The sequence below is a fragment of the Arthrobacter sp. ZBG10 genome (assembly GCF_001238605.1).
GTDB lineage: Bacteria > Actinomycetota > Actinomycetes > Actinomycetales > Micrococcaceae > Arthrobacter.
In genome coordinates, this window is record NZ_LFQH01000052.1 from 24,675 (window position 1) to 51,126 (window position 26,452).

The following is a 26,452-nucleotide window of genomic DNA, read 5'->3' on the forward strand; positions in this document are numbered from 1 at the left end:
AAGCAGTTCCCTTTGGCACACCTTCTTGGCGGCGAGAACCTGAGTGTTTCGTTCGCAACCCGTACCGTCCTGGACGGCATCACCATCGGCCTCGAGGAAGGGGACCGGATCGGCATGGTGGGCCGCAACGGCGACGGGAAGTCCACCCTGATGCGCCTGCTGGCCGGCAGGTCCACCCCGGACTCCGGCCGCGTCACCAAACGCAGCGAGGTCAACGTGGGCTACCTTGACCAGAGCGACGTGCTGGACGGAGACCTCACCGTGGGCGCTGCCATCGTGGGGGACCAGGCGGACTACGAGTGGGCCCGGAACCCGCAGATCCGCGAAATCATGGGGGGCCTGGTCTCGGACGTGGACTGGCACGCCAACGTCCACGCCCTCTCCGGTGGCCAGAAGCGGCGGGTGGCCCTGGCCAAGCTGCTGATCGAGGACCACGACGTCATCATGCTCGACGAGCCCACCAACCACCTGGACGTGGAGGGCGTCGCCTGGCTTTCCCGACACCTCAAAACCCGGTGGCGGGCCAACCAGGGCGCGTTCCTGGTGGTCACCCACGACCGCTGGTTCCTCGACGAAGTCTGCAACAAGACCTGGGAAGTCCACGACGGGATCATCGACCCGTTCGACGGCGGCTACGCGGCCTACGTGCTGGCCCGCGCAGAGCGTGACCGAAGCGCCTCCGTTGTGGAGAGCAAGCGCCAGCAGCTGGTCAAAAAGGAGCTGGCCTGGCTGCGGCGCGGCGCCCCCGCCCGGACCGCCAAGCCCAAGTTCCGGATCGAGGCCGCCAACGCCCTGATCGCCGACGTCCCCGAACCCCGCGATTCCATGGCGCTGAGCAAGATGGCCACCGCCCGCCAGGGCAAGGACGTGCTGGACCTCGAACACGTGTCCCTGGACCTCCTGGACGGCGATGGAGCCAAACTCTTCGACAACATCACCCTCCGGCTCGCCCCCGGCGAACGCCTGGGACTGGTGGGCGTCAACGGTGCCGGCAAAACCACGCTGCTCAAACTGCTCAACGGCGAAATCCAGCCCACTTCGGGCAACGTCAAGCGTGGCAAAACGGTGGTCAGCGCCGTCCTGACCCAGGAAGTCAAGGAGCTCGACGACGTCTCCGACCTGCGCGTCATCGAGGTCATTGAGCGGGAAAAGCGCTCCTTCGACGTGGGCGGCAAGGAATTCACCGCCGGCCAGCTGGTGGAACAGCTTGGCTTCACCAACCAGAAGCAGTGGACCCAGGTCAAGGACCTTTCCGGCGGCGAGCGGCGCCGGCTGCAGCTCCTGCGGCTCCTGGTGGGCGAACCGAACGTCCTGATGCTTGATGAGCCCACCAATGACCTCGACACCGACACCCTTGCCGCCGTCGAGGACGTCCTGGATGGCTGGCCGGGAACGCTGGTGGTGGTCAGCCACGACCGCTACCTGCTCGAACGCGTCACCGACCACCAGATGGCGCTCCTGGGTGACGGGAAGATCCGCGCGTTGCCGCGCGGGGTGGACCAGTACCTGGAACTGCGCGAATCGGCACTCGCCGGCTCCACCGTGACCGGCGGCGGCAACCCCGTGACCGGTGCGTCCGGGTCCGCCGCACCTGCCGCCCCGGGCCGCTCGGAAGCCGAGAAGCGGGATGCCCGGAAAGCCAAAAACCGGATCGAACGGCAGCTGGGCAAGCTGGAGCAGCAGGAAAAGAAGATCCACGACGAAATGGTCAAGGCCACTGCGGCGAACGACTTCGACGCGATGGGCGACTTGAACAGGAAGCTCAAGGACCTTGCCGGGGACCGCGAAGGCATTGAACTTGAATGGCTCGAAGCGCTGGAGGTCCTGGGGGAGTAGGCCCGGCGCCTACCCTTCGCTGCGGAGCTCCGGGTCCTTCTGCAGGCCGGTCAGGCCGTTCCAGGCAAGGTTCACCAGGTGCGCGGCGACGGTGTGTTTGTCCGGCTGGCGGCTGTCCTGCCACCACTGGCCGGTCATCGCCACCATGCCCACCAGCATCTGCGCGTACATGGCGCCGTCCCGGCCGCTGAAGCCGCGGCGGGAAAACTCGTCGGACAGGATGTGCTCCACCCGGGCCGTGACGTGGGAGAGCAGGGTGGAGAACGCGCCTTCGGGCTGGGACGGAGGCGCGTCCCGCATCAGGATCCGGAAGCCGTCGGTCCGGTCCTCGATGTACGTCAGCAGGGCCAGGGCGGCGCGTTCCACCAGGACGCGGGGCTTGGCTTCCTGGGTGAGGGCGTCGTTGATGGCTGCCAGCAGGATCCGGAACTCGAAGTCCACCACCTGCGTGTACAGGCCTTCCTTGGAGCCGAAGTGCTCGTAGATCACCGGTTTGGACACGCCCGCGCACGCAGCGATTTCCTCGATGGTGGTGCCGTCCAGTCCACGGGCGGCGAAGAGCCCACGCCCGACGCCGATCAGCTGGGTCCGGCGCTGCAGGCCGGTCATTCGCGTCCGGGGCGGGTTGTTGCTCACATTTCCATCATGCACCACCGCCCGGCACCGGGATTCCAGTCCTCCCCGCGGCACCCGCTCCGGGCCGTGTCGCGCACCGCCCCCGACCCATGGCAAAATAGGGACTTGTGCCCGGGCCTTGCGCCTACGGCATGGTCCGCCCTGGTGTAATGGCAGCACCCCGGCCTTTGGAGCCGTGGAGTATAGGTTCGAATCCTATGGGCGGAACTGCTTGACGAGATCGTTCAGCAGGATGGCCTTCGGGCGCCGCGCCGCCTGGTCGGCCGGCCCCCGGGCCAGCAACCAACGAGGAGAGCCCGTACGTGACTTCTGAGAATGCCGGCCCAGCCGCCGTAATCGTTCTGGCGGCAGGCGCCGGCACCCGGATGAAATCCCGTACCCCGAAGATCCTGCACGAAATCGGCGGCCTGTCCATGGTGGGTCACGCCCTCAACGCGGCACGCAGCATCAGCCCGCGCCGGCTCGCTGTGGTGGTCCGCCACGAGCGTGACCTGGTGGCCGGCCACCTCACCGGCCTGGACCCGGAAGCGCTGATCGTGGACCAGGACGAGGTCCCCGGAACCGGCCGCGCCGTGGAAGCCGCCGTTCAGGCGCTGGACGGACAGCAGCGCCTGGCCGGCACCGTGGTTGTGACCTACGGCGACGTCCCGCTCCTGACCGGATCCCTGCTCGCCGAACTGGTGGCCACGCACGAACGCGACGGCAACGCCGTCACCGTGCTGACCGCGGTCCTGGCCGACGCCGCCGGCTACGGCCGGATCCTGCGCGCCGCCGACGGGACCGTCACCGGGATCCGGGAGCACAAGGACGCGTCAGCGGACGAGCTTTTGATCCGTGAGGTCAATTCGGGCATCTACGCCTTCGACGCCGCCGTGCTCCGCGACGCGCTGGGCCACGTGACCACCAACAACGCCCAGGGTGAAAAATACCTGACCGACGTGCTGGGCCTGGCCCGTGAAGCCGGCGGCAGGGTCGCAGCGGTGGCCACCACCGACCGCTGGCAGGTTGAAGGCGCCAACGACCGGGTCCAGCTGTCGGCGCTCGGCGCTGAACTGAACCGCCGCACCGTCGAAGCCTGGATGCGGGCCGGGGTCACTGTTGTTGACCCGGCGACCACCTGGATCGACCCGTCCGTAACGCTCGACGAGGACGTCCGGATCCTGCCCAACACCCAGCTGCACGGCCGCACCCATGTGGCGCGCGACGCCGTCGTGGGCCCCGATACCACCCTGACGGACGTCACCATCGGCGAGGGCGCCACGGTGACCCGCACCCACGGTTCCGGTGCCGTGATCGGCGCGGGCGCCGCCGTCGGGCCCTTCACCTATGTGCGGCCCGGTACCGTCCTTGGCGAGACCGGCAAAATCGGTGCCTTCTACGAAACCAAAAACGTGACGATCGGGCGCGGCTCCAAACTGTCGCACCTCGGCTACGCGGGCGACGCCGAAATCGGCGAGGACACCAACATCGGCTGCGGCAACATCACCGCCAATTACGACGGCGAAAAGAAGCACCGCACGGTGATCGGCTCGGGCGTCCGGACAGGTTCCAACACCGTCTTTGTTGCCCCCGTCACGGTAGGCGACGGCGCGTACAGCGGCGCCGGCGCCGTGATCCGCAAGGACGTCCCCGCCGGCGCGCTGGTGCTCAGCGTCGCTGCGCAGCGCAACGCCGAAGGCTGGGTGCCCGCCAACCGGCCCGGAACGCGCTCCGCCGAACTGGCCCAGGCGGCCACCCCAGATACCTCCACCACCCCGGCATCTACAGAAGAGGGCAAGTAATAATGAGCGAAATTACGGCGCACGGCGAGAAGAAGCTGGTGCTCGCCACCGGGCGGGCCCACCCGGAGCTGGCGCGGGAAATCGCCCAGGAGCTTGGCACCGAACTGCTGCCCATCGACGCCTACGACTTCGCCAACGGCGAGATCTACGTCCGGGCAGGTGAGAGCGTCCGCGGCACCGACGCGTTTGTCATCCAGGCCCACCCGGCCCCGCTGAACAACCACCTGATGGAACAGCTGATCATGATCGATTCGCTGAAGCGGGCCTCGGCCAAGCGGATCACCGTGGTGTCCCCGTTCTACCCCTACGCCCGGCAGGACAAAAAGGGCCGCGGCCGCGAGCCGATCTCCGCCCGCCTGGTGGCTGACCTCTACAAGACCGCCGGCGCAGACCGCATCATGAGCGTTGACCTGCACACCTCCCAGATCCAGGGCTTCTTCGACGGCCCCGTGGACCACCTGATGGCCATCCCGCTGCTGGCGGACTACATCCGGACCCGCGTGAACGAGGACAACATCACCGTTGTCTCCCCGGACACCGGCCGCGTCCGCGTCGCCGAACAGTGGGCGGAACGCCTGGGCGGCGCGCCGCTGGCGTTTGTGCACAAGAGCCGTGACCTGACGGTCCCCAACCAGGCCGTGTCCAAAACCGTGGTGGGCCAGATCGAAGGCCGCACCTGCGTCCTGATCGATGACATGATCGACACCGGCGGAACCATCTCGGGGGCCGTGCAGGTCCTGAAGAACGCAGGGGCCAAGGACGTTATCATCGCCGCCACCCACGCCGTGTTCTCCGAGCCCGCCGCCCGGCGCCTGTCCGAGTCCGGCGCCCGGGAAGTGGTGGTCACCAACACCCTCCCGCTGCACGCGTCCCAGCGGTTCCCGCAGCTGACGGTGCTGTCCATCGCACCGTTGATCGCCCGCGCCATCCGCGAAGTGTTCGACGACGGTTCGGTCACCAGCCTCTTCGACGGCAACGCCTAGCAGCGCCGCCCACGGGCCCGCCCGGCAGGATCTGCCGGGCGGGCCCGGCCCGTTTTCAGGAATGGGCCCCCGCGCTGGTAAGCTTGCCAGCGATACCTTGGCGAGGGAGAGCAACCGGGAAGCCGGCTGATGGTCTCCGTAATCGACTGGGTCTGTTCCACCTCTTCTCCTGCAGGCCTTCCGGCCGCCTGGCGTTGAAGGTCGCACCAGACCTCCGCCCTTGCTGAACACCGTTTAGGATTCAAGGAGATTTCCATGTCTGAGCAGAAACTCGCAGCAGAACTGCGCACCGAATTCGGCAAGGGCTACGCCCGCCGCGCCCGGATGGCCAACCTCATCCCCGCCGTTATCTACGGCCACGGCGCAGAGCCGATCCACATCACCCTGCCGGCCAAGGCCACCACCCTGGCCGTCCGCACGGCCAACGCCCTGCTGGCCCTGGACATCAACGGCGAAGGCCACCTGGCCCTGGTCAAGGATGTCCAGCGCGACCCGATCAAGCAGATCATCGAGCACATCGACCTCCTGACCGTCCGCCAGGGCGAAAAGGTCACCGTTGACGTGGCTGTGCACCTCGAAGGCGAAACCGCTCCGGGTACCGTCCACAACCTCGAACTGACGGTTGTCTCCCTCGAAGCTGAAGCAACCCACCTGCCCACCTCCGTTGTGGTCAACATCGAAGGCCGCGAAGCAGGCCAGCACATCCACGCTTCGGACCTGGACCTGCCCAAGGGTTCGGTCCTGCTGACCGATGCCGAAGCTCTCGTTGTCAACATCTCCGAGGCCATCGAGATCGAAGAAGACGAAGCCGAAGACGCCGCTGCAGCTCCGGCAGCAGCCGAGTAACAACCGGTATGTCCCGCCTGTGGCCGGATCCCCACTGGGGGTCCGGCCACAGGTATTTACCCGCAGCCCGACCTAGGATGATCCCATGACCGATACCTGGCTGATCGCCGGCCTTGGCAACCCCGGAACCCAGTACCAGGCCAACCGGCACAACGTTGGCCAGATGGTGCTTGATGAGCTCGCCGGCCGCATGGGTGCAAACTTCAAAAGCTCCAAAATGCGGGCCCAGGTGCTCGAAGGGCGGCTCGGCATCGGCGGTCCGCGCGTGGTGCTCGCAAAACCGCTCTGCTACATGAACGTCTCCGGCGGCCCGGTGGCGGCCCTGGCCGGCTTCTACGGGATCAACCCGGACCACGTCGTGGCAGTCCACGACGAAATCGACATCCCTTTTAATACGGTGAAACTGAAGACCGGCGGCGGGGAGGGCGGGCACAACGGCCTCCGCGACATCTCCAGGGCCCTGGCCACCAAGGACTACCTCCGGGTCCGGGTGGGCGTGGGCCGGCCACCGGGACGCATGGACACCGCCGACTTTGTGCTGCGGGACTTCGGTACCGCCGAGAAAAAGGAACTGCCGTTCCTCCTGGACGAAGCGGCGGATGCGGTGGACGCCCTGGTCCGGGACGGGCTGATGGCCGCGCAGCAGAAATTCCACCCGGCGAAGCCCGCAAGCTAGCAACACGCGAACTTATTCCGCGTACCACCTGTTTCCTTGTCTCAGCGACGGGGTACTGTACTTCCTATGCGGGGGAGCAATGGAGCTACATCCCGTTACCGCTGGATGTAGGGGATAGTGCATGTCAATCGAGCCACTGAGCTGGGGACGTGGGTCAACGCCGAACGGGGCCGGGCTGCGCAGCCAGGCTCCTGCCATGCCCGGGATCCAACAGTGGTCCGCTCCCGCCCGCGGCGCCAACCTCGATTCCGTCCGTACTGCCCTGACCAGTGAAGACTCCCTGGGCGTGGTCATCACCGGCAGCCGTGGTGTGGGCAAGTCCTCCCTGGCCCGCGCCGCCGTCAATGACCTTGGCCCCGACGTGTGGTCCCTCCAGCTCCGCAGCGCCCCTGCCGGTTCCAGTGCCCCCTACGGCTGCCTGTCCTTCCTGCTGGCCCGCCTGCCCCAGGCCTACATGGGTTCGCCCACCGCGATCCTGCGCGGCATCACATCCCTGATCCGCAGCGACGCTGCCGGGCGGCCGTGCATCATCACCCTCGATACTTCCGGCGGTATCGATGACATGAGCGCCGGCGTGCTGCTGAACGTCCTGCTGACCGGCACTGCGAAGATCGTCGCCGTGGCGCCCCGGACCAGTGACCTGCCGGATGATTTCCACTGGCTGCTGGCTGACAGGCGGATCACCGAAGTACGGCTGGACAACCTCAATGAGCTCCAGACCCGCCAGGTGCTGCTGTCGCTGCTGGGGCACCGGGTCTCCGCGTCCCTGGTCGCCACGTACCACAACATGGTGGGCGGAAACCCGTTGCTGCTCAAGGCGCTGGTCACCGAGCAGCAACACTCCGGCAACCTGGTCCTCTCCGATGAAGTCTGGACCCTCCGGGACAAGGTGGTGCTGGACGGCGCAGCCAGCCTGGACGACATTGTCCGCTCGCGATGGTCCCGGGAAACCGCTGAAACCCGCGAAGTCATCGAAATGCTGTCCTGCGCCCGCAGTGTGGAGCTGTCCCGCCTGACGGCCATCTTCAGCGCCGACGTGGTGGCGGACATGGAGGATGAAGGCCTCCTCGAAATCGAGGGATCCGACCACCGCTGGGTGACACTCCGCGAGAAGTACATCGGGGACGTGGTACGGACCTGGCTGAGCATCGCCCGTCGCCGCGAGCTCCGCAGCATGCTCCTGGGCGGTGCGGAACCTGATCCCGCCGGCATGAGCACGGAGGAGCTGCTGGCCTTCGCCGCCTGGACGCATGAGTGCGAGGCGGACCTCAGCCCGGGCCTGGCCTTCGCGGCGGCAGCAGCAGCTGTCCAGCTCTTTGACCCGCGCACCGCCCTGGCGTACGCCGATATGCTGCCACGCAGCCACCCGCTGTGGGTTCCGGCGCAGCGCCAAAAAGCTGCCGCCTACCTGCAGCTGGACCTCCCGCTCCAGTCCCTGGCCACCCTTGAAGGCATCTCCGCTGCGGAGCTGGACGCCCTCGGCGCCACGGAATACGCCGAGGTCATCGCCGCAACGTCCCAGGTGATGCTCTGGATCCCGGAGAAGACCCGGGCCGTCCCGGGCCTCCTGGTGCAGGCCCGTGACCGGCTGGCCGCCGCCGGACACGCTGCCGCCTGGCCTGACCCGGTCGCCGTGGCGGTCAACCGCATCGCCCTGAGCGACTTCGAATACCAGGCGTTTGTGGGCAACTACGCTGCGATCATTCCCGCCCTGGAGCACGCCGCGGACCCCGCCCGGAACCCGGACACCGGCTTCCGGATGAACGCCGCCATCATCCTGATGACAGCCCGGGCGCTGACCGGGCGGGAGATGGAAGCGCTCAGCCTGATGCGGCAGCTGGGTGGCCAGCTCACCGACGCCTCCCACGTTGTGGGCATCCGCGAGCGGTATACCCGCGATGCCTACCTGGTGCTGCTGCTGGCCGGGCAGTGGCGGCGCTGCATCGACTTCCTGGGTCCCCAAAGCACCGAGGAGCCCAACCGCATCTCGCAGCAGGATTCCGCCCACGAACTGGCGGTCGGCGTTGCCTACGCTTTCTCCGGACGCGGAACCGAAGCCCTCGAACCGCTGATCTCCGCTGTGGCACAGCTGGAGATCCATCCCACCCAGAGCGGGCTCCGCTGCGCGTATTCCGCCACGGCACTGGCCTACGCCCAGATCGGCAACCCTGCTGCTGCCAGGAAATACCTCGCCAAACTTCATCGCGTGCCGGGCACGGCGGACTTCGCCACCGAATGCGTGATTACCTTCTGCACCCTGGTGGCCGGACGCTGGCTGGGCGATCCGGACGCCGCCGGCGCCCTCAAACTTGCGGCCGAGGCAAACCTTGCCGACGAGCGCTTCACCGTGGCCGGCCTGTATCTGCTGGCGGCCACCGTCAACGGCAGCGACCCCGAGTTCCGGCTCCTCGAGGACATCGCGGCGCACCGCCAGGGGCCGCTGGCCGAAGTGTCCCGGCTTATCGCCATCGGCAGCCGCACCAAGGACGCAAAAACCCTGCTGGCCGGCGGCGAAATCGCTGCCACCCTGGAACTGGAGGCCGTCGAGGCCAGGTGCATGGCCCTCGCCGTCGATTTTGCCCGCCAGGACGGGGATGCCGCGTCCGCCCGGACAGCCCAGGCCCGGCTGGACATCCTGGCTGCCACCGTCACCAACCTGCCCATCGTGCCCAGCAGCGGCAGCCCGTTGCTGACCAGCAGGGAACGCCAAATTGCCCGCCTGGCCGGGCGGGGCGCTTCCAACCGCGACATCGCCCTTGAAATGGGCGTGTCAGTCCGAACCGTCGAAGGCCACCTGTACCAGGTCTTCACCAAGCTCGGCGTAACTTCCAGAGGTGATCTGACTGGACTTGTCTAACGGCTCCAAAACCGCAGGCCCGCACCGCGCCCTACCGGGCCGGCGCGAACCGCTCGACCGGATCACGGCGGTCATCCGCAACCGTGCCAGCCAGGCGGTCTACGTTATGGCGGGTCCGGGCCTCGGTAAAACATCGCTGACGGACGGGATCGTTGAGCGTTTGTCGGATGAACTCAATGTCCTGCAGATGCACGGCAGTTCCGCGCTTTCCAATGTTCCGTTCGGAGTCCTGACCCCTTACACCGCGGATCTCACGGCGGAGGAATCGATTTCCCCGGTGGCAGTGCTGCGGTCCATGTGGACGTACTTCGAGAAACTGAAAACCGTCAACGGAGCGCCGGTCCTCCTGGTGGTGGACGACGCACACTACCTGGACGAGGGCTCAGCCGGCGTGGTGGCGGACCTGATCTCGGCCGGCTGGGCCACCGTGGTGGCCGCCGCCAGGCCACGGCCCGGGCTGCCGCGGCCCCTGGACCAGCTCTGGTACGACGGCCTCGCCGAGCGGGTGGACCTGCGCCTGCTCAACAGGGAGCAGATCGAGGAAGTGCTGGCGCATGTACTGGACGGCACCGTCCCGGCAGCCACTGTGGATGCGGTCTGGAGCGCATCCGGCGGAAACCCCCGCATCCTGGATGCGCTCCTGCACGATGCAGCCGAGGCCGGGGTGCTGTCCAAACGGAACGGGATCTGGATCCTGCTGGGCCCACTGCCCTCCGACGGGGACCGAATCGGCTCAGTGGTGGCCAAGGAGCACCTCCGCCGCCCGCAGGACGAGCAGGAAGCCCTGAAACTGGTCGCCCTGGCCGGTCCCGTGAGCCGCAAGGCCATCGAGGACATCAGCGGAGCCGCCGTGGTCCGCTCGCTCCTGGAGCAGCAGGTGGTGGTGGAACACCCATCGATTCCGGCCGAACTGTCCCTGGGGAACGTGCTCCTGGCCCAAACCATCAGGAACACCATCTCGGTGTCCAGGAGCCTGCAGCTGCTCGAAAAAACCCGGCCGCACCTGCCCGATACCTTGCTGCACGGCGAAGGCCGGACCCGTTCCGTGGAGTGGGCCCTGGAGTGCGGGCTGCGGATCCCTGACGCCGCGCTGATCGAGGCCTCACGGGAAGCCCTGGACCGGTTCCGCAATACCAGCGCCCGCATGATCGCCTCAAAGGTCCAGGACCCGGCGCTGATCCCGCTGGCACAGGCCATCCAGGCGCGGGCACTCTTCAACGACGGGTACTACCTGGAAGCGGCATCCCTGCTGGACGGCTGCTGGGAGGCCCTGCTCAACCACGCCGATGGCCCTGCCGTGCTGCTGCTGCGTGCCTTCGCCCACCAGGCCAACGGCCAGTCCCTCGCGGGCCTCGCCGAGGAGGTGGTGGCGGTTACCGGTGTGGCAGGGACGCCGCAGTGGCCGCTGACCCTGATGGCCCTGCTTCGCAGCGGTGGTGAGCTGGACGCCGCCGGGCTCGCCGCGGAAGTGGGTACCGCAGCAGGCAGCGCTGTTGACGGTGCCACCGGCCTGCCCCTGCATGCCATGGGCGGGGCGTTGCTGGCCCACGCCCTGACCGCCGCGGGCCGGGCCGATGAGGGGGTGGAAGCCGCCCTGATGGCGGCGTCCGAGCTTCCCGCGCTTGAAGGCAGCCTGTTTTTCTTCCCGGAACTGGTCCTGGGCCGGCTGGTCAGCGCCTACCTGGCCATGGGCGAATGGGAAACCGCGGAACGCGAGCTGAACAACTACGCCTCGGCGCACTCACCCGGGCACGCCGTGTTCAACGGCAGCCTGCAGATCCTGCGCGGCTACTCGCTGCTGCGGCAGGGCAGGATGGAACGCGCCTACCAGGTGCTGCTGCCCGCCGTCGAGGCCCTCCGGCTCAACGACCCGCTGCAGCTTTTCCGGTTCGGCGCGTCCCTCGGCTTCTATGTGGCCGCACGCCTCGGCGATACCGCCCAGGCGCAGCGGCTGGAGCGGGACTGCCGCGACGCCGTGGCAGGGGCCCCGGCCCACGACCTCCTGGCAGCCGCCCACTGCGCCGCTGCAGCGGAGTACCTGGCCAGGGACGGGAAGGGCCTCGCGTCCCTCCACACACTGGTCACGGCCGCCGAGGCCGCCGGCAGGACCGGCACGCTCCTTGAACTGCTCGCCATGTGCTGGGAACTGGGCGACCCTTCCGTCATCCCGATGGTGCAGAACGTGGCCCGCACCGTTGACGGAAGGTGGGCCGGCGCCATGCTGACCCTGGCTGCCGGCTGGGAAGTGGGCGACGGCGATGCCCTGATGGACACCGCAGCCGCCCTGGAGGAAGCCGGCTTCGTCAACCTGGCCCGTGAGGCATACGCCAGGGCCAGTACGCTCCTGGAACAGGCCGGGGAGCGGCGCCGGTCCCGGCAGGCCGTGGCCCAGCGGGAAAAATGCGACCACGAACTGGGCGAGCGGTTCCGGGAAGGCCGGTTTATCGCCGCCGCCCCGGCCGTCCATCTGACCCGCCGCGAACAGGACATTGTTGGCCTGGCCGTCCAGGGGTACACGGACCGGGAAATCGCCCAGAAGCTGATGGTGTCCGTCCGCACCGTGGAGGGCCACCTCTACCGGACCTACGTCAAGCTCGGCGTCCGCAGCCGCGAAGAGCTCGAGTCCGCCCTGCCCAAGTAGTACAGCACCCGGGTGTGCCCGGCACATGCGCATCCGGGTTTTTCCGGCCGGACCCGGCATGTCCGTGTGCCTGTGGCGGGCCTGCAGTCCGCGGCTCCGGCGGACCCAGTACCGACCCGTTTCAAAGTCGAGTACAAGCTACTCGTGTACGCGTCCGGGCTCCGACGCTTTACTTAAGCAGGCAAGGAAAGCAGCGGGGAAACCGCCGCCGGACAGCCCGCATACCAGGTCTCCCGAAAGTTCCGGCTCCCCACCAAGGGGGCCGGCTCCAGACGGGGCCGGCGACGTCAGAGTCTTCTGAGACCGAGACTCTCCCCCCAGCCGTCGCCGGCCCTTCTTTCCGCAGGCTGAAGCCCGGAGAAACTGTGGCGGCCGTCCCCCCGGGGCGGCCGCCACAGTTGCGTTGTGGGACAATTGAGAGTCAACAGTTGGCATCTCAAGGAGTTCGTTTTGGCCGTAGTAACAACGCCAGCCACCCTGGAACGTGCCCTGCCGGCCATGGACGACGCCGAGGTGCTGCGGATCCGCAACGACTTCCCCGTGCTGAACCAGACGGTCAACGGGCAGCAGCTGGTCTACCTTGATTCCGGGGCCACGTCGCAGAACCCGCTCAGCGTGATCGAAGCCGAGCAGGAGTTTTACGAACAGCGCAACGCCGCCGTGCACCGCGGCGCCCACCACCTCGCCGTCGAGGCCACGGAGGCCTTCGAGGACGCACGCCAGACCCTCGCCGACTTTGTGGGCGCCGGCTACGAGGAAACCATCTGGACCTCCAACGCCACGGAGGGCCTGAACCTGATCAGCTATGCCCTCTCCAACGCGACGCTGTGGGCAGCCCAGGGCCGGGGTGATGCCAGGCTGAAGGACCTGGCCCTGAAGCCGGGTGATGAGATTGTGGTCACCGAGATGGAGCACCACGCCAACCTGATCCCCTGGCAGGAGCTGGCGTTCCGCACCGGCGCTGTCCTGCGCTTCATCCCCATCGACGACACCGGCAGCCTCCGCCTGGACCAGGCCCGGGACATTGTTGGTCCCCGCACAAAAGTGCTGGCCTTCACCCACGCGTCCAACGTCCTGGGCACCATCAACCCGGTCCGGGAACTCGTGGCGCTGGGCCGCAGCGCGGGGGCTCTGGTGGTCCTGGACGCCTGCCAGTCGGCTCCGCACCTGGCCCTGGACGTCAAGGCGCTGGACGTTGACTTCGCTGTCTTCTCCGGCCACAAAATGCTGGCGCCCACCGGGATCGGCGTCCTGTACGGCAAGCAGGAGATCCTGGACATCCTGCCGCCTTTCCTTACCGGCGGTTCGATGATCACCACCGTCACCATGGAGCGTGCCGAGTACCTGCCGGCGCCGCAACGCTTCGAAGCCGGCACGCAGCGCATCTCCCAGGCCGTAGCCCTGGCTGCGGCGGCCAACTACCTTACGGAAACGGGCCTGGACCGGATCCACCGTTGGGAAGGTGAGCTGGGCCAGCGTATGGTCACCGGACTCGAATCCATCGCCGGCATCCGGGTGCTCGGCCCCGCCGCCGGCAAGGAGCGGATCGGGCTGGCCGCGTTCGACGTCGAGGGTGTCCATGCCCACGACGTGGGGCAGTTCCTGGACTCCCGGGGGATCGCCGTCCGGGTGGGCCATCATTGCGCCCAGCCGCTGCACCGCCGCCTGGGGCTGACCGCCACCACGCGGGCCAGCGCCTACCTCTACAACACCACCGACGACGTCGACCGGTTCCTGGATGCTGTGTCCGGCGTGCGGGCCTACTTCCGCGCCTAGTCCCGTAACCCCAGGAGTACCCATGAGCCTTGACCAGCTGTACCAGCAGATCATTCTGGACCACGCCAAAACGCGCCACGGCAGCGGGCTGGCCGGCACAGCGGCCCCCGAAGGCGCGGCTACCGGCCAGTCGCACCAGCTCAATCCCGTCTGCGGCGACGAAGTCACCCTGCGGCTTGCCGTCGCTGACGGGAAAGTGGCCCAGGTTTCCTGGGACGGTGCGGGCTGCTCCATCTCCATGGCCTCGGCGTCCGTGCTCAGCGAAATGGCCGAAGGCATGACGGTGGCCGAACTGCATGGGGTCATCGACAGCTTCCGGGACGTCCTGCGCTCCCGCGGCAAAGTCCCCGCCGACCCGGCGCTGCTGGGCGATGCTGCAGCCTTCGAGGGCGTGGCCAGGTATGCGGCGCGCGTGAAATGCGCCATGATCTCCTGGGTCGCGGCCGAGGACGCCCTCAACCAGGCCTCCTGACCTGCCGGCAGCCGCCCGCCGCGGACTGCCTCCACCCACCGGACTGTGCGGATGACCGCAGTTCCTGCCCCACCCGCTGTCCCGGCTGCACCACCAGTACCCGCTACCTGCCTGATGAGTACATGCAGGTAGCAGTACCCTGCCAAGACAGGTAGCAAGTACCGGTGCACCCGTACTGCCAAGCCGCTTGACTGGTCCTCACCTCAGGAAATACCTACCTAGAGAAGGTCTCAGGATGAGTCAGGCCAGTCAATTTTCCGCACCCAAAAACCGGCAGGGTTCCTGCGTGGGCCGCGTTGCCGGCCTTCCTTCCCACCGCCGGCGCCGTTCCGGCCAGCCTTTCGCCCCGCCCCCACCAGCATTGGGCCGCACGATGTCCGTGGCCCTGCAGGCCGGCTGACCGGGGAGGCACAGAGTCATGGGTCTTCGAATCGGTTATGCCCCGGGCGCGTTCGACCTTTTCCACATCGGTCACCTGAATATCCTCAAACACGCCAAATCGCAGTGTGACTACCTGATTGCGGGCGTCGTCTCGGACGAGAAGCTGGAGCTCACCAAGGGCAGGGCGCCTGTGGTTCCGCTCGCTGAACGGCTCGAAATCGTCCGCAACATCACCTATGTGGACATGGTCTACGCCGAGTCCGCACCGGAGAAGCTCCAGGTCTGGGACGAACTGCGGTTCACCGTCTTTTTCAAGGGCGACGACTGGCGCGGCACGCCTGCCGGAATGCACCTTGAACACGTCTTTTCGGAGGTGGGGGTGGAAGTGGTCTATTTCCCCTACACCGTCCAGACCTCCAGCTCGGTCCTGCGGACCGCTCTTGAACTCATCAACCGTCCGGCAGCAGCGGACAGAATCCAGGGGGTGCAGTGATGAATGGACTAAGGATAGCGATGGTGGGTACCCGCGGGGTTCCGGCCAGGTACGGCGGCTTTGAAACGGCCATCGAGGAGATCGGCCAGCGTCTTTGCGCCCGCGGACACCAGGTTACGGTCTACTGCCGTGACACCGGAGCAGGTCCCCGGCCGGATTCCACTTACCTGGGAATGGACCTGGTGTTCCTGCCGGCCATGCACAAAAGGTCACTGGAAACGCTCAGCCACACGGGCCTGTCCGTGATGCACCTGATGGCACACCGGCCGGACGCTGCGATTGTCTTCAATGCCGCGAACGCCCCCTACCTGCCCCTGATCCGGGCGGCCGGCGTTCCGGTGGCCACCCACGTGGACGGCCTGGAATGGAAGCGGGCCAAGTGGGGCGGGTCCGGCAAACGCTACTACCGCCGGGCCGAAGCCATGGCCGTACGCTGGTCCGACGCCCTGATCGCCGACGCCGTGGGTATCCAGACGTATTACCGGGAACGGTTCGACGCCGATACCTACTACCTGCCGTACGGTGCCCCGATCCTGGCCGGCACCAAATCCGACAAGCTCGCAGAGCTGGGCCTGAAGCCCCGCGGCTATCATCTGGTGGTGGCCCGCTTCGAGCCCGAAAACCACGTCCACATGGTGGTGGACGGCTACGTCCGCAGCAAAGCCAAGGAGCCGCTGATTGTGGTGGGCTCGGCACCTTACTCCGATGCCTACACCCGCCAGGTGCACAGCCTGGCCGACGACCGGGTCAGGTTTGTTGGCGGCGTCTGGGACCAGGACCTCCTGGACCAGCTGTACGCAAACTCCCTGGTGTACTGGCACGGACACAGCGTGGGCGGCACCAACCCGTCCCTGCTGCGGGCCATCGGGTCGGGGGCCGCCACCAACGCATTCGATGTGGACTTCAACCGTGAAGTGCTCTCGACGGCGGGCAGGTACTTCGCCGACCCTGCAGGCGTGGCCGCGCTCGCGGAGGAAGCCGAAAGCGGGCTGCCCGGCCTGCTGGAACGCGGTGTCCTGGGACAGCGCCTGGCCCGCCGGTTCGACTGGGACCTGGTCACCGACGGCTACGAAGGCCTGTGCGCTGACCTGGTGGCTGCCACAGCGCCGGCGCCACGCCGGGCCCGGCGCGTGCAGCGGGGCACCCAACAGACCACTGTGGGGGCCGAGTAATGCCGGGCCAGCACGCCAAAGCTGCGGAAGCCCGGGAACTGCTGCCCTACGCCGGCTTCCGGGACGCCGTGGACAGGCTGTCCGGCGCGCAGAAGGCGGCTGCCCGCAGCGCGCCGGCCTACTCCCGTTTCGTCAACCGCAGGATGGGCCGCTACCTTGCGGCTGCAGCCTTCGGCGCCAGGCTGACCCCCAACATGGTCACCGGCATCAGCGCGCTTTTCACCTTTTCCGGCATCGCCCTGCTGATTTCCTTCCCGCCGTCATGGGGGCTGGGGATCCTGGTGTCACTGGCCCTAGTGCTGGGCTATGCCCTGGACTCCGCGGACGGGCAACTCGCCCGGCTTACCGGAGCCGGTTCGCCGGCGGGGGAGTGGCTTGACCACATCGTGGATGCCCTCAAAACCTCCACCCTTCCGCTCGCCCTGCTGGTGGGCCTCTACCGGTTCGCGGCGGTGGACCCGGTGTGGCTCCTGGTGCCCCTCGGCTCGGCGGTGGTCTCGGCAGTGGTGTTTTTCAGCATGATCCTGACCGAGCAGCTGCGTCGGCAGGCCGGGGTGGTTCCGGGCCAGCACGAAGGGGCCCCGCCGTCCTGGCTCCGCGCCGTGCTGGTGGTCCCCATGGACTACGGGGTCCTGTGCCTCAGCTTTATGCTTTACGGCGCCACCCCGGTGTTCCTGGCCGTCTACACGGCGATCTTCGCCGCCACCACAGCGTTCCTGGCACTGTCCTCCGTGAAGTGGTTCCGGGAACTTACCGCCGTCCACGGAGCGCAGCCACGCCTGGGCCGGGACCGTCGTCCCGCCATCGGAACCACCATGTCGGATGCAGGAGCGTAACTGATGGAAACCACCCCTGATAACCCCGCGGGACCCCTCGCCGGCCGACGGCGCCTGATCATCGGGGCCGTGGTGCTGGCGCTGCTGCTGATTGCCGGCACCGTGTGGGCAACCACCCGGCCGGGTGTGTCGCCCACCGCGGCGCAGGCCACGGAGACTGCCTCGGCCGCTCCCGACACGTCGGGTCCGGATCCGTCCGCCGCCGCGGCGGACCCCGATCCGTCCGCCGCCCCGGCGTCCGCCGATCCGTCGGCGCCCCCTGCCCCGGTTCCCGCAGCGGAACCGCCCCAGGCCCCGGCTCCGGAAGCGGCTCCCGCTGTGGAAACTCCACCGGCCGGGAGCGACGAGGAACTTGCTGCCGTGGAACAACCCGTCGCTCCTGCCGTGCCCCTGGTGGGCACCGCAGTGGTGAAGACCGGGGTTTCCGCTGCGATCACAGACGTTGAGGCGGTCAACGGCGAAGCCACAGGCATCGGCGAAGTTGCAGGCCCGGCGCTCCGTTTCAAGATCACCGTCAAGAACGACACCGCAGCGGAAATTTCGCTGGACCCGGCGGTCATCAACGTCAGCTACGGGGCCGACAACTCCCCGGCGAGCAGCCTCAGCGGCCCGGGCCCGGAGCCGTTCCCCGCCACCGTGGCCCCTGGCGCCAGCGCCACCGGCATCTTTGTCTTCGGTGTCCCGAAGGACAGCCGCGGCAGCGTAAAGATCTTCTTCAACCTCGACGCCGGAACGCCCATCGCCGCCTTCGAAGGCCAGGCCCCCGCATGACCCCGGCCCTCATGGTTGCGGGGCCGGTGACGCAGGCACGCGCCACGGCCCGTCGGCTGCGCAAGGCGGCCAAACGCGTCCGCGCCCATGCTGGCGTGGTGGCGCTCCGCTGCCGCAACCGCCTGGTGGCGGAGTCCGTCACCGGAACGGCCGACGTCGTGGTTTCCATGACCACCCACGGCGCGCGCCTGCAGACGGTGGATATCGCCCTGGAATCCATTGCCCGCGGCTCCGTTCGGCCGCGCCGCCTGATCCTCTGGCTGGACGACCCGGCGCTGATGGTCCGGCTGACCCCGCAGCTCCGGCGGCTGCAGCAACGCGGCCTGGAGGTGCGCCTTACCTCAAACTACGGACCGCACACGAAGTACTACCCTTACGTCCTCTCGACGGAAGAGTTCGAGTGTCCGTTGGCCACCGCCGACGATGACATCGTCTATCCGGCCGGGTGGCTTGCCGCGCTGGTGGCAAGCCACCGCGACCACCCGGACACGGTGGGCGGGCACTGGGTGAGCGTGGTGGGCGTTGACAGCGGCAGCATCACCGGGTATTCGGGCTGGGCGCGGCGCCACGACACCGAAGCCGGCATCGACAATTTCGCCCTGGGGGTCTCCGGGGTGATCTACCCGCCGCTCATGCTGGCTGCCCTCCGGCGGGGCGGGGACGCCTTCCTGGACCTGTGCCCCGGCGCCGATGACATTTGGCTGCACTGGACCGCACTGCGGGCCGGAATCCGGACCCGACAGGTAAGCGCCGTGCCCAGGCATTTCCCGATGATCCCGGGAAGTCAAAGCACCGCACTCAGGCTCAACAACGTGGGCAACGACCGCAACGATCACTGGATCCGGGGCCTCTACTCGGACTCGGATGTGCTGGCCCTCAGCAGCCCCGGAACTGCAGCAACCCTCAAGGATGGAGAAAGCAATGCGTTCTAAGCATCAAGCCGGGGTGGAAAGCCCCGGCCTTACGGCAAGCCAGGAAGGGCCCCCGCCGCACCGCGGCCCACGGTCCCTCCTGGTGATGGTCCTCAGTGCGGCAATGGCGCTGTCACTGGGCGTCGTCTGGGGTGCAGCTCCGGCGACAGCCGACAGTGCCCCGGCCCCTGATGTCCCCTTGACCGTCACCGCGGACAGGCTGCCCACCGCCCAGCACAACGGCGTGGGCTGGACCCAGCTGGTCATCGGCAACAAGGTGTACGTCGGCGGCGAGTTCACCATGGCCCGGCCTGCCGGCGCCGCACCCGGCACCCAGGAAGTGGTCCGTAACAACATCCTGGCCTACGACATCAGAACCGGTGTGCTGGACCCCACGTTCCACCCGAGCATGAACGGCGAAGTCACGTCCCTGGCCGCCTCACCGGACGGCAGCCGGTTGTACGTGGGTGGTTCCTTCACGGCCATCGACGGCGCCACCGTCTGGCGCGTCGCCGCCCTGAACCCGACAACGGGCAGCATCAACACCTCGTTCCTGCCGCGCATGTCCGCTTCCGTAAGGGCCATTGTGGCTACGGACACCACCGTCTACATGGGCGGACTCTTCAACGGCGTAGGCACCGTCACCCGTGACCGGCTGGCTGCCGCCGCCGCCTCGAACGGCGCGCTGCTGCCGTGGAACCCGGTGGCCGTGGGCGGCCGCGTCAACGCCCTGGCACTCTCTCCGGACAAGGCCAGCATGGTGGTGGGCGGCGCCTTCACCACCCTGAACGGATCCGCCAACCCCGGGTACGGCCTGGGGAAGGTGGACACCAACCTGGGCGCTTCTCAGCCCTTCCAGATCAACAACATTGTCCGTAACGGCAGCACGGGCGGCTCCATCACGGCGCTGGCTACCGACGGCACCAACGTATACGGCAGCGGCTACACCTTTGGCCGGGCCAGCACCCTTGAAGGCATTTTCTCCGTGAAATGGGCGGACAGTTCCACCGAGTGGATCGAGGACTGCCATGGCGACAGTTACTCCGTATTCCCCATCGGCGACGTGGTGTACCAGGCCGGGCATCCGCACTATTGCGGAAACGTTGGCGGGTTCCCGCAAGCTGAGCCGTGGGAGTTCCAACGCGCCCTGGCGTTCAGCAAGAAGGCCACCGGTGTCCTGACCCAGGAAACCCACGGCTACACCAACTTTGGCGGCAACCCGGCGCCGTCGCAGCTGAACTGGTTCCCCTACATGAGTGACGGGACCTTCACCGGACAGAACCAGGGCCCATGGTCCGTGTCCGGCAACGCGGATTACGTGGTCTACTCAGGCGAGTTCACCAACGTCAACAGCCAGGCCCAGCAGGGTATGGTCCGTTTCGCCAAGAGCACCACGGCGCCGAACCTCCGCGGACCGAAGGTGACCGGGGCAAACTTCGCCCCGACGCTTTCAACCCCGGCGCCTGGCCAGGTCAGGGTCCGCTGGCAGGCGAACTGGGACCAGGACAACGAGAACCTGGTCTATGAGGTTCGACGGGACAATGTGGTAATTGCCACCCTGAACCAGGCTTCACGGTTCTGGAACCGGCCCGGCATGACGTTCCTGGACACCAACCGGGTCGCGGGGCGGAGCTACGCGTACCGCATTTATGCCAGGGACGCCTTCAACAACCAGGCAGTCAGCGACATCGTCAGGATCACCGCGACGGACACCGTGGCAGCCCCGGGCGCCTACTCGCAGACGGTACTTTCCGATGCGCCGGCCAACTACTGGCCGCTGGGGGACGCCGCCGGAACCACCGGCGTGGACCTTGCCGGCAAGGACGACCTGGTCCTGCGCCCCGGGGTGACCCTTGGAGCTGACGGTGCCGTGGGCGCCGACGGCGGGACAGCGGCAACCTTCAACGGCACCGCCGACAGCGTGGCCGCCAGGATGCCGATCGCCATGCGGCCGCAGACGTTCAGCACTGAGGCCTGGTTCAAGACCGGGTCCACCACGGGCGGCGGCATCATCAGCTACGGCAACTCACCCACCGGCGTTTCCACCGATTTCGACCGGACCGTGTACATGTCCAATACCGGCAGGCTGTTCTTCGGGGTCCGCCCCAACGGCGCGACCCGGCAGACCATCAACTCGACGGCGAGCTTCAACGACAACCAGTGGCACCATGTGGTGGCTACCCTGGGCAGCAACGGCATGCAGCTGTTTGTCGACGGCGTCCTGGTGGGAAGCCGGGCGGACGTTACCTCTGCCTGGCAGTTCGATGGCTTCTGGCGGCTGGGCGGCGACAACCTCGGCAGTTGGAGCAACCGGCCCACCAGCCGCAACATCAACGGCCAGATCGACGACGTCGCCATCTACCCGGCAGTGCTTCCGCTGTCCCGGATCCAGGCCCACTACGTGGCCTCGGGCCGGACAGTATCTGCTCCGCCGGCCGCCCCGGTGGCGCGGTTCGCAGCTGCCGTGGACGGGCTGAAAGCGTCGGTTGACGGGACGGCCTCCTCGGACGCCAACGGCCCCATCGCCGGCTACGCCTGGGACTTCGGCGACGGCGGAACGGGTACCGGCGTCAAGGCCGACCACACCTACGCCGCCGGCGGCACCTTCAACGTCACGCTGACCGTTACTGACAACACCGGCCAGACCAACGCGGTGACCAACCCGGTCACCGTAACCGCCCCGCCGCCCAACCAGGTACCCGTGGCCGGCTTCACGTCCACTGCCACCAACCTCGCGGCGGCCTTCAATGCCGGCACGTCCGCCGACCCTGACGGCACCATCGCCGCCTACGCCTGGGACTTCGGCGACACCACCAGCGACACCGGCGCCACTCCGTCCCACACCTACGCAGCGGCGGGCACGTACAACGTGACGCTGACGGTCACGGATGATGACGGCGCAACCGGCTCCCTCACCAAGGCAGTCACCGTCCAGGCGCCACCGGCCAACACCGTTCTGGCTGCTGACGACTTCGGCCGCACCACCGCCTCAGGCTGGGGCGCCGCCAACACCGGCGGGGCCTGGTCCGTGGCAGGCACTGCCGCTGCCTATACGGTTGGCAACGGCGTCGGCAACCTGATCCTGGCCACTGGCGGGGTAACCCGCACGGCGATCCTGGGCGGGGTATCCGCCGCCGCCACCGACGTGCAGGTCAAGGCTTCGCTGGACAAGATCGGCAACGGCGGCGGAACGTTCGTCAGCGTGATCGGCCGCCGGGTGGGGTCCGACGATTACCGGGTCAAGGTCAAGGTTCCGGCCACCGGTGCAGGCACGCTGTACCTCACCCGGATTGTGGGCGGGGCCGAAACCATTATCTCCACGGCACCGCTGACCGGCCTGACCCTGGCCCCCGGCGACGCCATCCGGATCCGGATGCAGGTGACGGGCACGGGCACCAGCACGCTCCAGGCCAAGGTGTGGCGCGATACTGCTGCCGAACCTGCAGCCTGGCTGCTGACCAGCACCGACACCACCGCAGCACTGCAGGCACCCGGAACAACGGGGCTGGTGGGCTATTTGTCCGGCTCCGCCACCAACGTGCCCATAACTGTGCGGTTCGATGACTATTCGGTGAAGGTGCCCTAAGAGTAGCCTTATCGCACCACCGGCTCGTGCACAGGCTGCGCCGCAGCGACTTTTGTCCCCGCCGGCGCAGCCTGTGCGCCAACGGTGCTCTTCCGCACTGACAGGGAACCCTGCGGAAGGGATGCGACCGGGCTTGCGCCCGGAGCATCACCCAAAGCGACTCAGCGCTTTGCCACAGACTCGGTCTGCACGTGGAAAAGGGCTGATATGTTCAGGAAAAGACCAGCTTTCCGGCTGGTGGCGTTGTTCAGTACTCTGTTTCTCTTCGGTGGGGGCTTTGCGGCACCGGCGCTGGCGGACTCCGCTCCCATCGATCCCAATGATCCTAAAACCCCGGTGACCGTCACCGCTGACAGCCTCCCCACGGTCCAGCACGACGGCGTGGCATGGCAGGCCGTCACTGTGGGGACCACTGTTTATGTTGCCGGCAAATTCAACAACGCCCGGCCCAGCGGCGCCGCTGCCGGCACACAACTCGTGCCCCGGCGTAATATCCTGGCCTTTGACTTGGCCACCGGCGCACTCAAAACCTCCTTCACCGCATCCTTGAACGGCCAGGCCCTGGCCATTGCGGCGTCGCCGGACGGCAGCAGGATCTACGTTGGCGGCGATTTCACCACTGTGAACGGCGTCACCCGGAACCGGATAGCCGCCTTGAATCCCGATACCGGCGCCCCCCTGTCGGGCTTCGCCCCCTCCGTTGGGGGCTCCGTACGGGCCATCGTGGCTGACGGCAGCAAGGTCTGGTTTGGGGGCCTGTTCGGCAGCGTTGGCTCCTCATCGCGGAACCGGCTGGCGGCAGTCAACGCGGGCAATGGAGCCCTCCTGCCCTGGGCGCCCAACGCGGCCAACGGAAAAGTCAACGCGCTGGCGCTCTCTCCCGACGGAAGCAAAGTGGTGGTGGGCGGCGCCTTCACCACCCTGAACGGCTCCAACCGTCCCGGCTACGGCCTGGGCATGGTGGATGCGGTGTCCGGCGCGAACCTGGCCACCCCCATCAATGACGTGGTCCGCAACGGAGGTACTGACTCGGCCGTCCTGTCGCTCTCCAGCGATGGGACATCGTTCTACGGCACGGGCTACATCTTTGGCACCGGCGGCAACCTGGAAGGCGCGTTTGCCGCCAACTGGTCGGACGCACGGGTCAAATGGGTGGAGGACTGCCACGGCGACTCCTACGGCGCGTTCGCCACGGACACGGCTGTCTACGTTGCAGGCCACCCGCACTACTGCGGAAACCTGGGTGGTTACCCCGAAACCACACCACGGACCTGGCACCGGGCTGTTGCCTTCGGCAAAGAGGCCACCGGAACCCTGACCAAGGACATCTACGGCTATCCATCCTTCACCGGGCAGCCGGCTCCCGCCATGCTTAACTGGTTCCCTGATATGGACACGGGGACGGCCAGCGGCCAAAGCCAGGGCCCATGGGCGGTCACGGGAAACAACTCCTACGTGGTGATGGTGGGGGAGTTCAAAAATGTGAACCAGCGGGCGCAGCAGGGCCTGTCCCGTTTCGCCGTTAGGTCCATTGCACCCAACGACCAGGCCCCCCGGGTGTCCGGAGCAAGTTTTGTTCCCAGCCTCAGCAGCCCCGGTGCCGGTCAGGTCCGGGTCCAGTGGCAGGCCAACTGGGACCGGGACAACTCGAACCTGACGTACACCGTGCTCCGCGACGGCGACACCACGCCGGTGTATACGGCCTCGCAGCTGTCCACGTTCTGGCAGCGGCCCACCATGTCGTTCACCGATTCCGGGCTGACGGGCGGGCAGCATAGCTACCGGATTTCCGTGCGGGATCCTTTGGGCAACACGCTCACGGGAAACGCGGCAAGCATCACTGTTGCCGGCGCAACCAACGGGCCGCCCACGGCCAGCTTCACCAGCAGCACCGATGGGCTGACCGCAGCGGTGAACGGTTCAGCGTCTGTTGATCCTGGCGGCAGCATCGCAGGGTATGCCTGGCAGTTCGGTGACGGCGGCACGGAATCCGGCGTCTCGGCGCAGCACACGTACGCGGCCGCAGGAACCTACACGGTCACCCTGGTTGTCACCGATAACTCGGGCAACACCGATTCCGTTTCTGCTCCCGTCACGGTCAGTGCCGGGGGCGACCCCGACGGCCCGCTGGCCAACGATGCCTTTGGCAGGACCGTCACCGGAGGGTGGGGGAGCGCCGACCTTGGCGGGGGCTGGTCCACCAGCGGCGGGTCAACACCGTTCGCCGTCTCCGGCGGGGCCGGGCGGATCACGTTGGAACCCGGGCGGGGCCCCTCCGCCTATCTTGGCGCCGTGACGGCCACGGACACGGACGTGCAGGCGACGTTGTCCTTCGACAAGGTACCCAACGGCGGCGGCGCCTACGCAGGCCTGGTGGGCCGGCGGGTGGGCACCGCCGAATACCGCGCCAGGATCAAGCTCGACGCTGCCGGTGTGGTGACCCTGCGCCTGATCCGGCTCTCCGGCGGCGTGGAAACCACATTGGTCACCGCCAACACTGGACTGTCGGCCGGTGCCGGAAACCAGCTGCAGCTGCGGTTCCAGGTCACGGGAACGGGGCCAAGCCAGCTGCGGGCCAAAGTGTGGTCCAGCGGCTCCACGGAACCGGCAGGCTGGGGAGCCAGCACCACTGATACAACAGCGGGACTGCAGGCCGCCGGCAGCACAGGTGTCACCGTCTACACCTCCAGTGCCGTCACCAACTTGCCCGTCCGGGTCCTGTTTGACGATTTCAGCGTCAGGAGGCCTTGACCGGCAAACATAAAGGAAGGGGAGGAGCGCCACCAGCGCACTCCTCCCCTTCCTGTTGGCCCGTGCCGCAGAGCGGGCCGGGCAGCTATTGAGTTATCAGCCGTTGTAGAGAATGCCGGTGGTTTTGCCCTCGGTGAGGAAGGCCAGGTTGTCTTCCCAGCGGTTGGTGGACAGGCCGCTGACGGTGCTTGCCGACCGCTGGATGATCCGGATCGGGTAGGTGCCGTTGGCGTACTGGTACTGGTTGCGGCCCAGGTAGTTATTGCGGACCGTCACCGTGATGTTGGAGTACTTGCCGTTGTCGATGTTGATCGACGTCTGGCCGTCATCCACCCAGTTGCTCTCCACCACTACGTTGGCCAGCTTGGCTACGTTCTGCTGGAGCATGATGGCAATGCCGCCGTGCGTGCCGCGGGGGCTCGGGCCCGAACCTGCTCCGGTAACGATGCTGGCCACCACGGTGTTGCCGGCGAGCAGGATGTTCTCGCCGCCCTGGACCTGGATGCCGTCGTTGTGCGTCCCATCGGAGTGCACGGTGTCCTGGTCGAAGAACGTCAGGGAATGGATGTAGTTGCCCTTGGCGGTCACGTTGGCCGTGGCCGGGCCGCCGGGACGGTTGAAGATCCCCAGTCCGTCGTTGGTCCGCTGGATGTGGTTGCGCAGGGCCGTGTAATCGTGGCCCACGATGCCGTCACGGTTGAACGAGGGACGGTCCGGGTTGATGGTGTTGTTCTGCACCAGCAGGTTGGACACGGCAGCGCTGTTGGCGTCGATGATGCCGGTGGCGTTGGCGGGGTGGTTCTTGCCGCCATGCAGCCTGCTGTTCTTGATGACCACGTTCTTTGCCCGGACCTTGATGTCGCCGTAGATCTCAAGGCCGTCCAGGACGGTGCCGTCCACGGAGATGACCAGGTCGGCGCCGCTGGTGTTGTACGGCTTCAAAGTGGTTCCGGCCGGAACGCCGGTGTTGGCGGCCGATGGCTTGGCCGAGGTGGTGGTGGCTGCGGCCACGGACTGGACGGTTTCCACCGGAGCCGGTGCTGCCTC

The 26,452-nt window shown here is 67.3% G+C and carries 18 protein-coding genes and 1 tRNA gene; 17 read left to right on the forward strand and 2 right to left on the reverse strand.

Going from position 1 to position 26,452, the window contains the following annotated elements; translation table 11 throughout:
* Positions 1 to 12: 12 nt before the first annotated feature.
* Positions 13 to 1,836, forward strand: a complete 1,824-nt coding sequence (locus ACU18_RS13275) for an ABC-F family ATP-binding cassette domain-containing protein (RefSeq protein WP_050686253.1) — start codon at positions 13 to 15, stop codon at positions 1,834 to 1,836.
* Between the two features lie 9 nt (positions 1,837 to 1,845).
* On the opposite strand, the gene ACU18_RS13280 is transcribed toward ACU18_RS13275, so the two are convergent.
* On the reverse strand, positions 1,846 to 2,472 hold the full coding sequence (locus tag ACU18_RS13280) for a TetR/AcrR family transcriptional regulator (RefSeq protein ID WP_050686254.1): 627 nt from the start codon (positions 2,470 to 2,472) through the stop codon (positions 1,846 to 1,848).
* Between the two features lie 135 nt (positions 2,473 to 2,607).
* Between ACU18_RS13280 and ACU18_RS13285 the strand changes: the two genes are divergently transcribed.
* The 16 genes from ACU18_RS13285 (at position 2,608) to ACU18_RS13360 (ending at position 25,405) form a co-directional block, all read left to right on the forward strand.
* Positions 2,608 to 2,679, forward strand: a tRNA-Gln gene (locus tag ACU18_RS13285).
* Positions 2,680 to 2,774: 95 nt separating this feature from the next.
* The gene (gene glmU, locus ACU18_RS13290; protein WP_050686255.1) at positions 2,775 to 4,253 is read left to right on the forward strand and encodes a bifunctional UDP-N-acetylglucosamine diphosphorylase/glucosamine-1-phosphate N-acetyltransferase GlmU; all 1,479 of its coding nucleotides are present in this window, start codon (positions 2,775 to 2,777) and stop codon (positions 4,251 to 4,253) included.
* Positions 4,254 to 4,255: 2 nt separating this feature from the next.
* The gene (locus ACU18_RS13295; RefSeq protein ID WP_050686256.1) at positions 4,256 to 5,236 is read left to right on the forward strand and encodes a ribose-phosphate diphosphokinase; all 981 of its coding nucleotides are present in this window, start codon (positions 4,256 to 4,258) and stop codon (positions 5,234 to 5,236) included.
* 255 nt (positions 5,237 to 5,491) lie between these two features.
* A complete protein-coding gene (locus ACU18_RS13300) occupies positions 5,492 to 6,082 on the forward strand; it encodes a 50S ribosomal protein L25/general stress protein Ctc (RefSeq protein WP_050686257.1) in 591 nt (196 codons plus the stop codon).
* An 85-nt stretch (positions 6,083 to 6,167) separates the two neighbouring features.
* Positions 6,168 to 6,758 carry an aminoacyl-tRNA hydrolase gene (pth, locus tag ACU18_RS13305; RefSeq protein WP_050686258.1) on the forward strand — a complete coding sequence of 197 codons (591 nt, stop codon included), beginning with the start codon at positions 6,168 to 6,170 and terminating at the stop codon, positions 6,756 to 6,758.
* A gap of 121 nt (positions 6,759 to 6,879) precedes the next feature.
* Positions 6,880 to 9,615: a helix-turn-helix transcriptional regulator gene (locus ACU18_RS13310; RefSeq protein WP_050686259.1), complete on the forward strand. Its 2,736-nt coding sequence runs from the start codon at positions 6,880 to 6,882 to the stop codon at positions 9,613 to 9,615.
* Positions 9,616 to 9,721: 106 nt separating this feature from the next.
* Positions 9,722 to 12,256, forward strand: a complete 2,535-nt coding sequence (locus ACU18_RS13315) for a helix-turn-helix domain-containing protein (RefSeq protein ID WP_050686274.1) — start codon at positions 9,722 to 9,724, stop codon at positions 12,254 to 12,256.
* Between the two features lie 450 nt (positions 12,257 to 12,706).
* Entirely contained in the window at positions 12,707 to 14,032 is a 1,326-nt protein-coding gene (locus ACU18_RS13320; RefSeq protein ID WP_050686260.1) for a SufS family cysteine desulfurase, read from the forward strand.
* A 22-nt stretch (positions 14,033 to 14,054) separates the two neighbouring features.
* Positions 14,055 to 14,504 (forward strand): Fe-S cluster assembly sulfur transfer protein SufU, encoded by a 450-nt coding sequence (gene sufU, locus ACU18_RS13325; protein ID WP_050686261.1) that lies wholly within the window; start codon positions 14,055 to 14,057, stop codon positions 14,502 to 14,504.
* A gap of 418 nt (positions 14,505 to 14,922) precedes the next feature.
* Entirely contained in the window at positions 14,923 to 15,378 is a 456-nt protein-coding gene (locus ACU18_RS13330; protein ID WP_050686262.1) for an adenylyltransferase/cytidyltransferase family protein, read from the forward strand.
* A 20-nt stretch (positions 15,379 to 15,398) separates the two neighbouring features.
* Positions 15,399 to 16,550 (forward strand): DUF1972 domain-containing protein, encoded by a 1,152-nt coding sequence (locus ACU18_RS13335; protein WP_082178325.1) that lies wholly within the window; start codon positions 15,399 to 15,401, stop codon positions 16,548 to 16,550.
* On the forward strand, positions 16,550 to 17,386 hold the full coding sequence (locus ACU18_RS13340) for a CDP-alcohol phosphatidyltransferase family protein (RefSeq protein ID WP_082178326.1): 837 nt from the start codon (positions 16,550 to 16,552) through the stop codon (positions 17,384 to 17,386). The genes ACU18_RS13335 and ACU18_RS13340 overlap by 1 nt, the downstream gene beginning before the upstream one ends.
* A 3-nt stretch (positions 17,387 to 17,389) precedes the next feature.
* Complete coding sequence (locus tag ACU18_RS13345; RefSeq protein ID WP_050686264.1) at positions 17,390 to 18,157, forward strand: hypothetical protein; 768 nt, start codon at positions 17,390 to 17,392, stop codon at positions 18,155 to 18,157.
* On the forward strand, positions 18,154 to 19,089 hold the full coding sequence (locus tag ACU18_RS13350) for a hypothetical protein (protein ID WP_050686265.1): 936 nt from the start codon (positions 18,154 to 18,156) through the stop codon (positions 19,087 to 19,089). The genes ACU18_RS13345 and ACU18_RS13350 overlap by 4 nt, the downstream gene beginning before the upstream one ends.
* Complete coding sequence (locus ACU18_RS13355) at positions 19,079 to 22,654, forward strand: PKD domain-containing protein (RefSeq protein ID WP_082178327.1); 3,576 nt, start codon at positions 19,079 to 19,081, stop codon at positions 22,652 to 22,654. The genes ACU18_RS13350 and ACU18_RS13355 overlap by 11 nt, the downstream gene beginning before the upstream one ends.
* Before the next feature lie 237 nt (positions 22,655 to 22,891).
* A complete protein-coding gene (locus ACU18_RS13360; protein ID WP_231686079.1) occupies positions 22,892 to 25,405 on the forward strand; it encodes a PKD domain-containing protein in 2,514 nt (837 codons plus the stop codon).
* Positions 25,406 to 25,501: 96 nt separating this feature from the next.
* Here ACU18_RS13360 and ACU18_RS19945 read toward each other — a convergent pair.
* On the reverse strand, positions 25,502 to 26,452 hold a 951-nt coding region (locus ACU18_RS19945), incomplete at its 5' end, for a hypothetical protein (protein ID WP_197273581.1).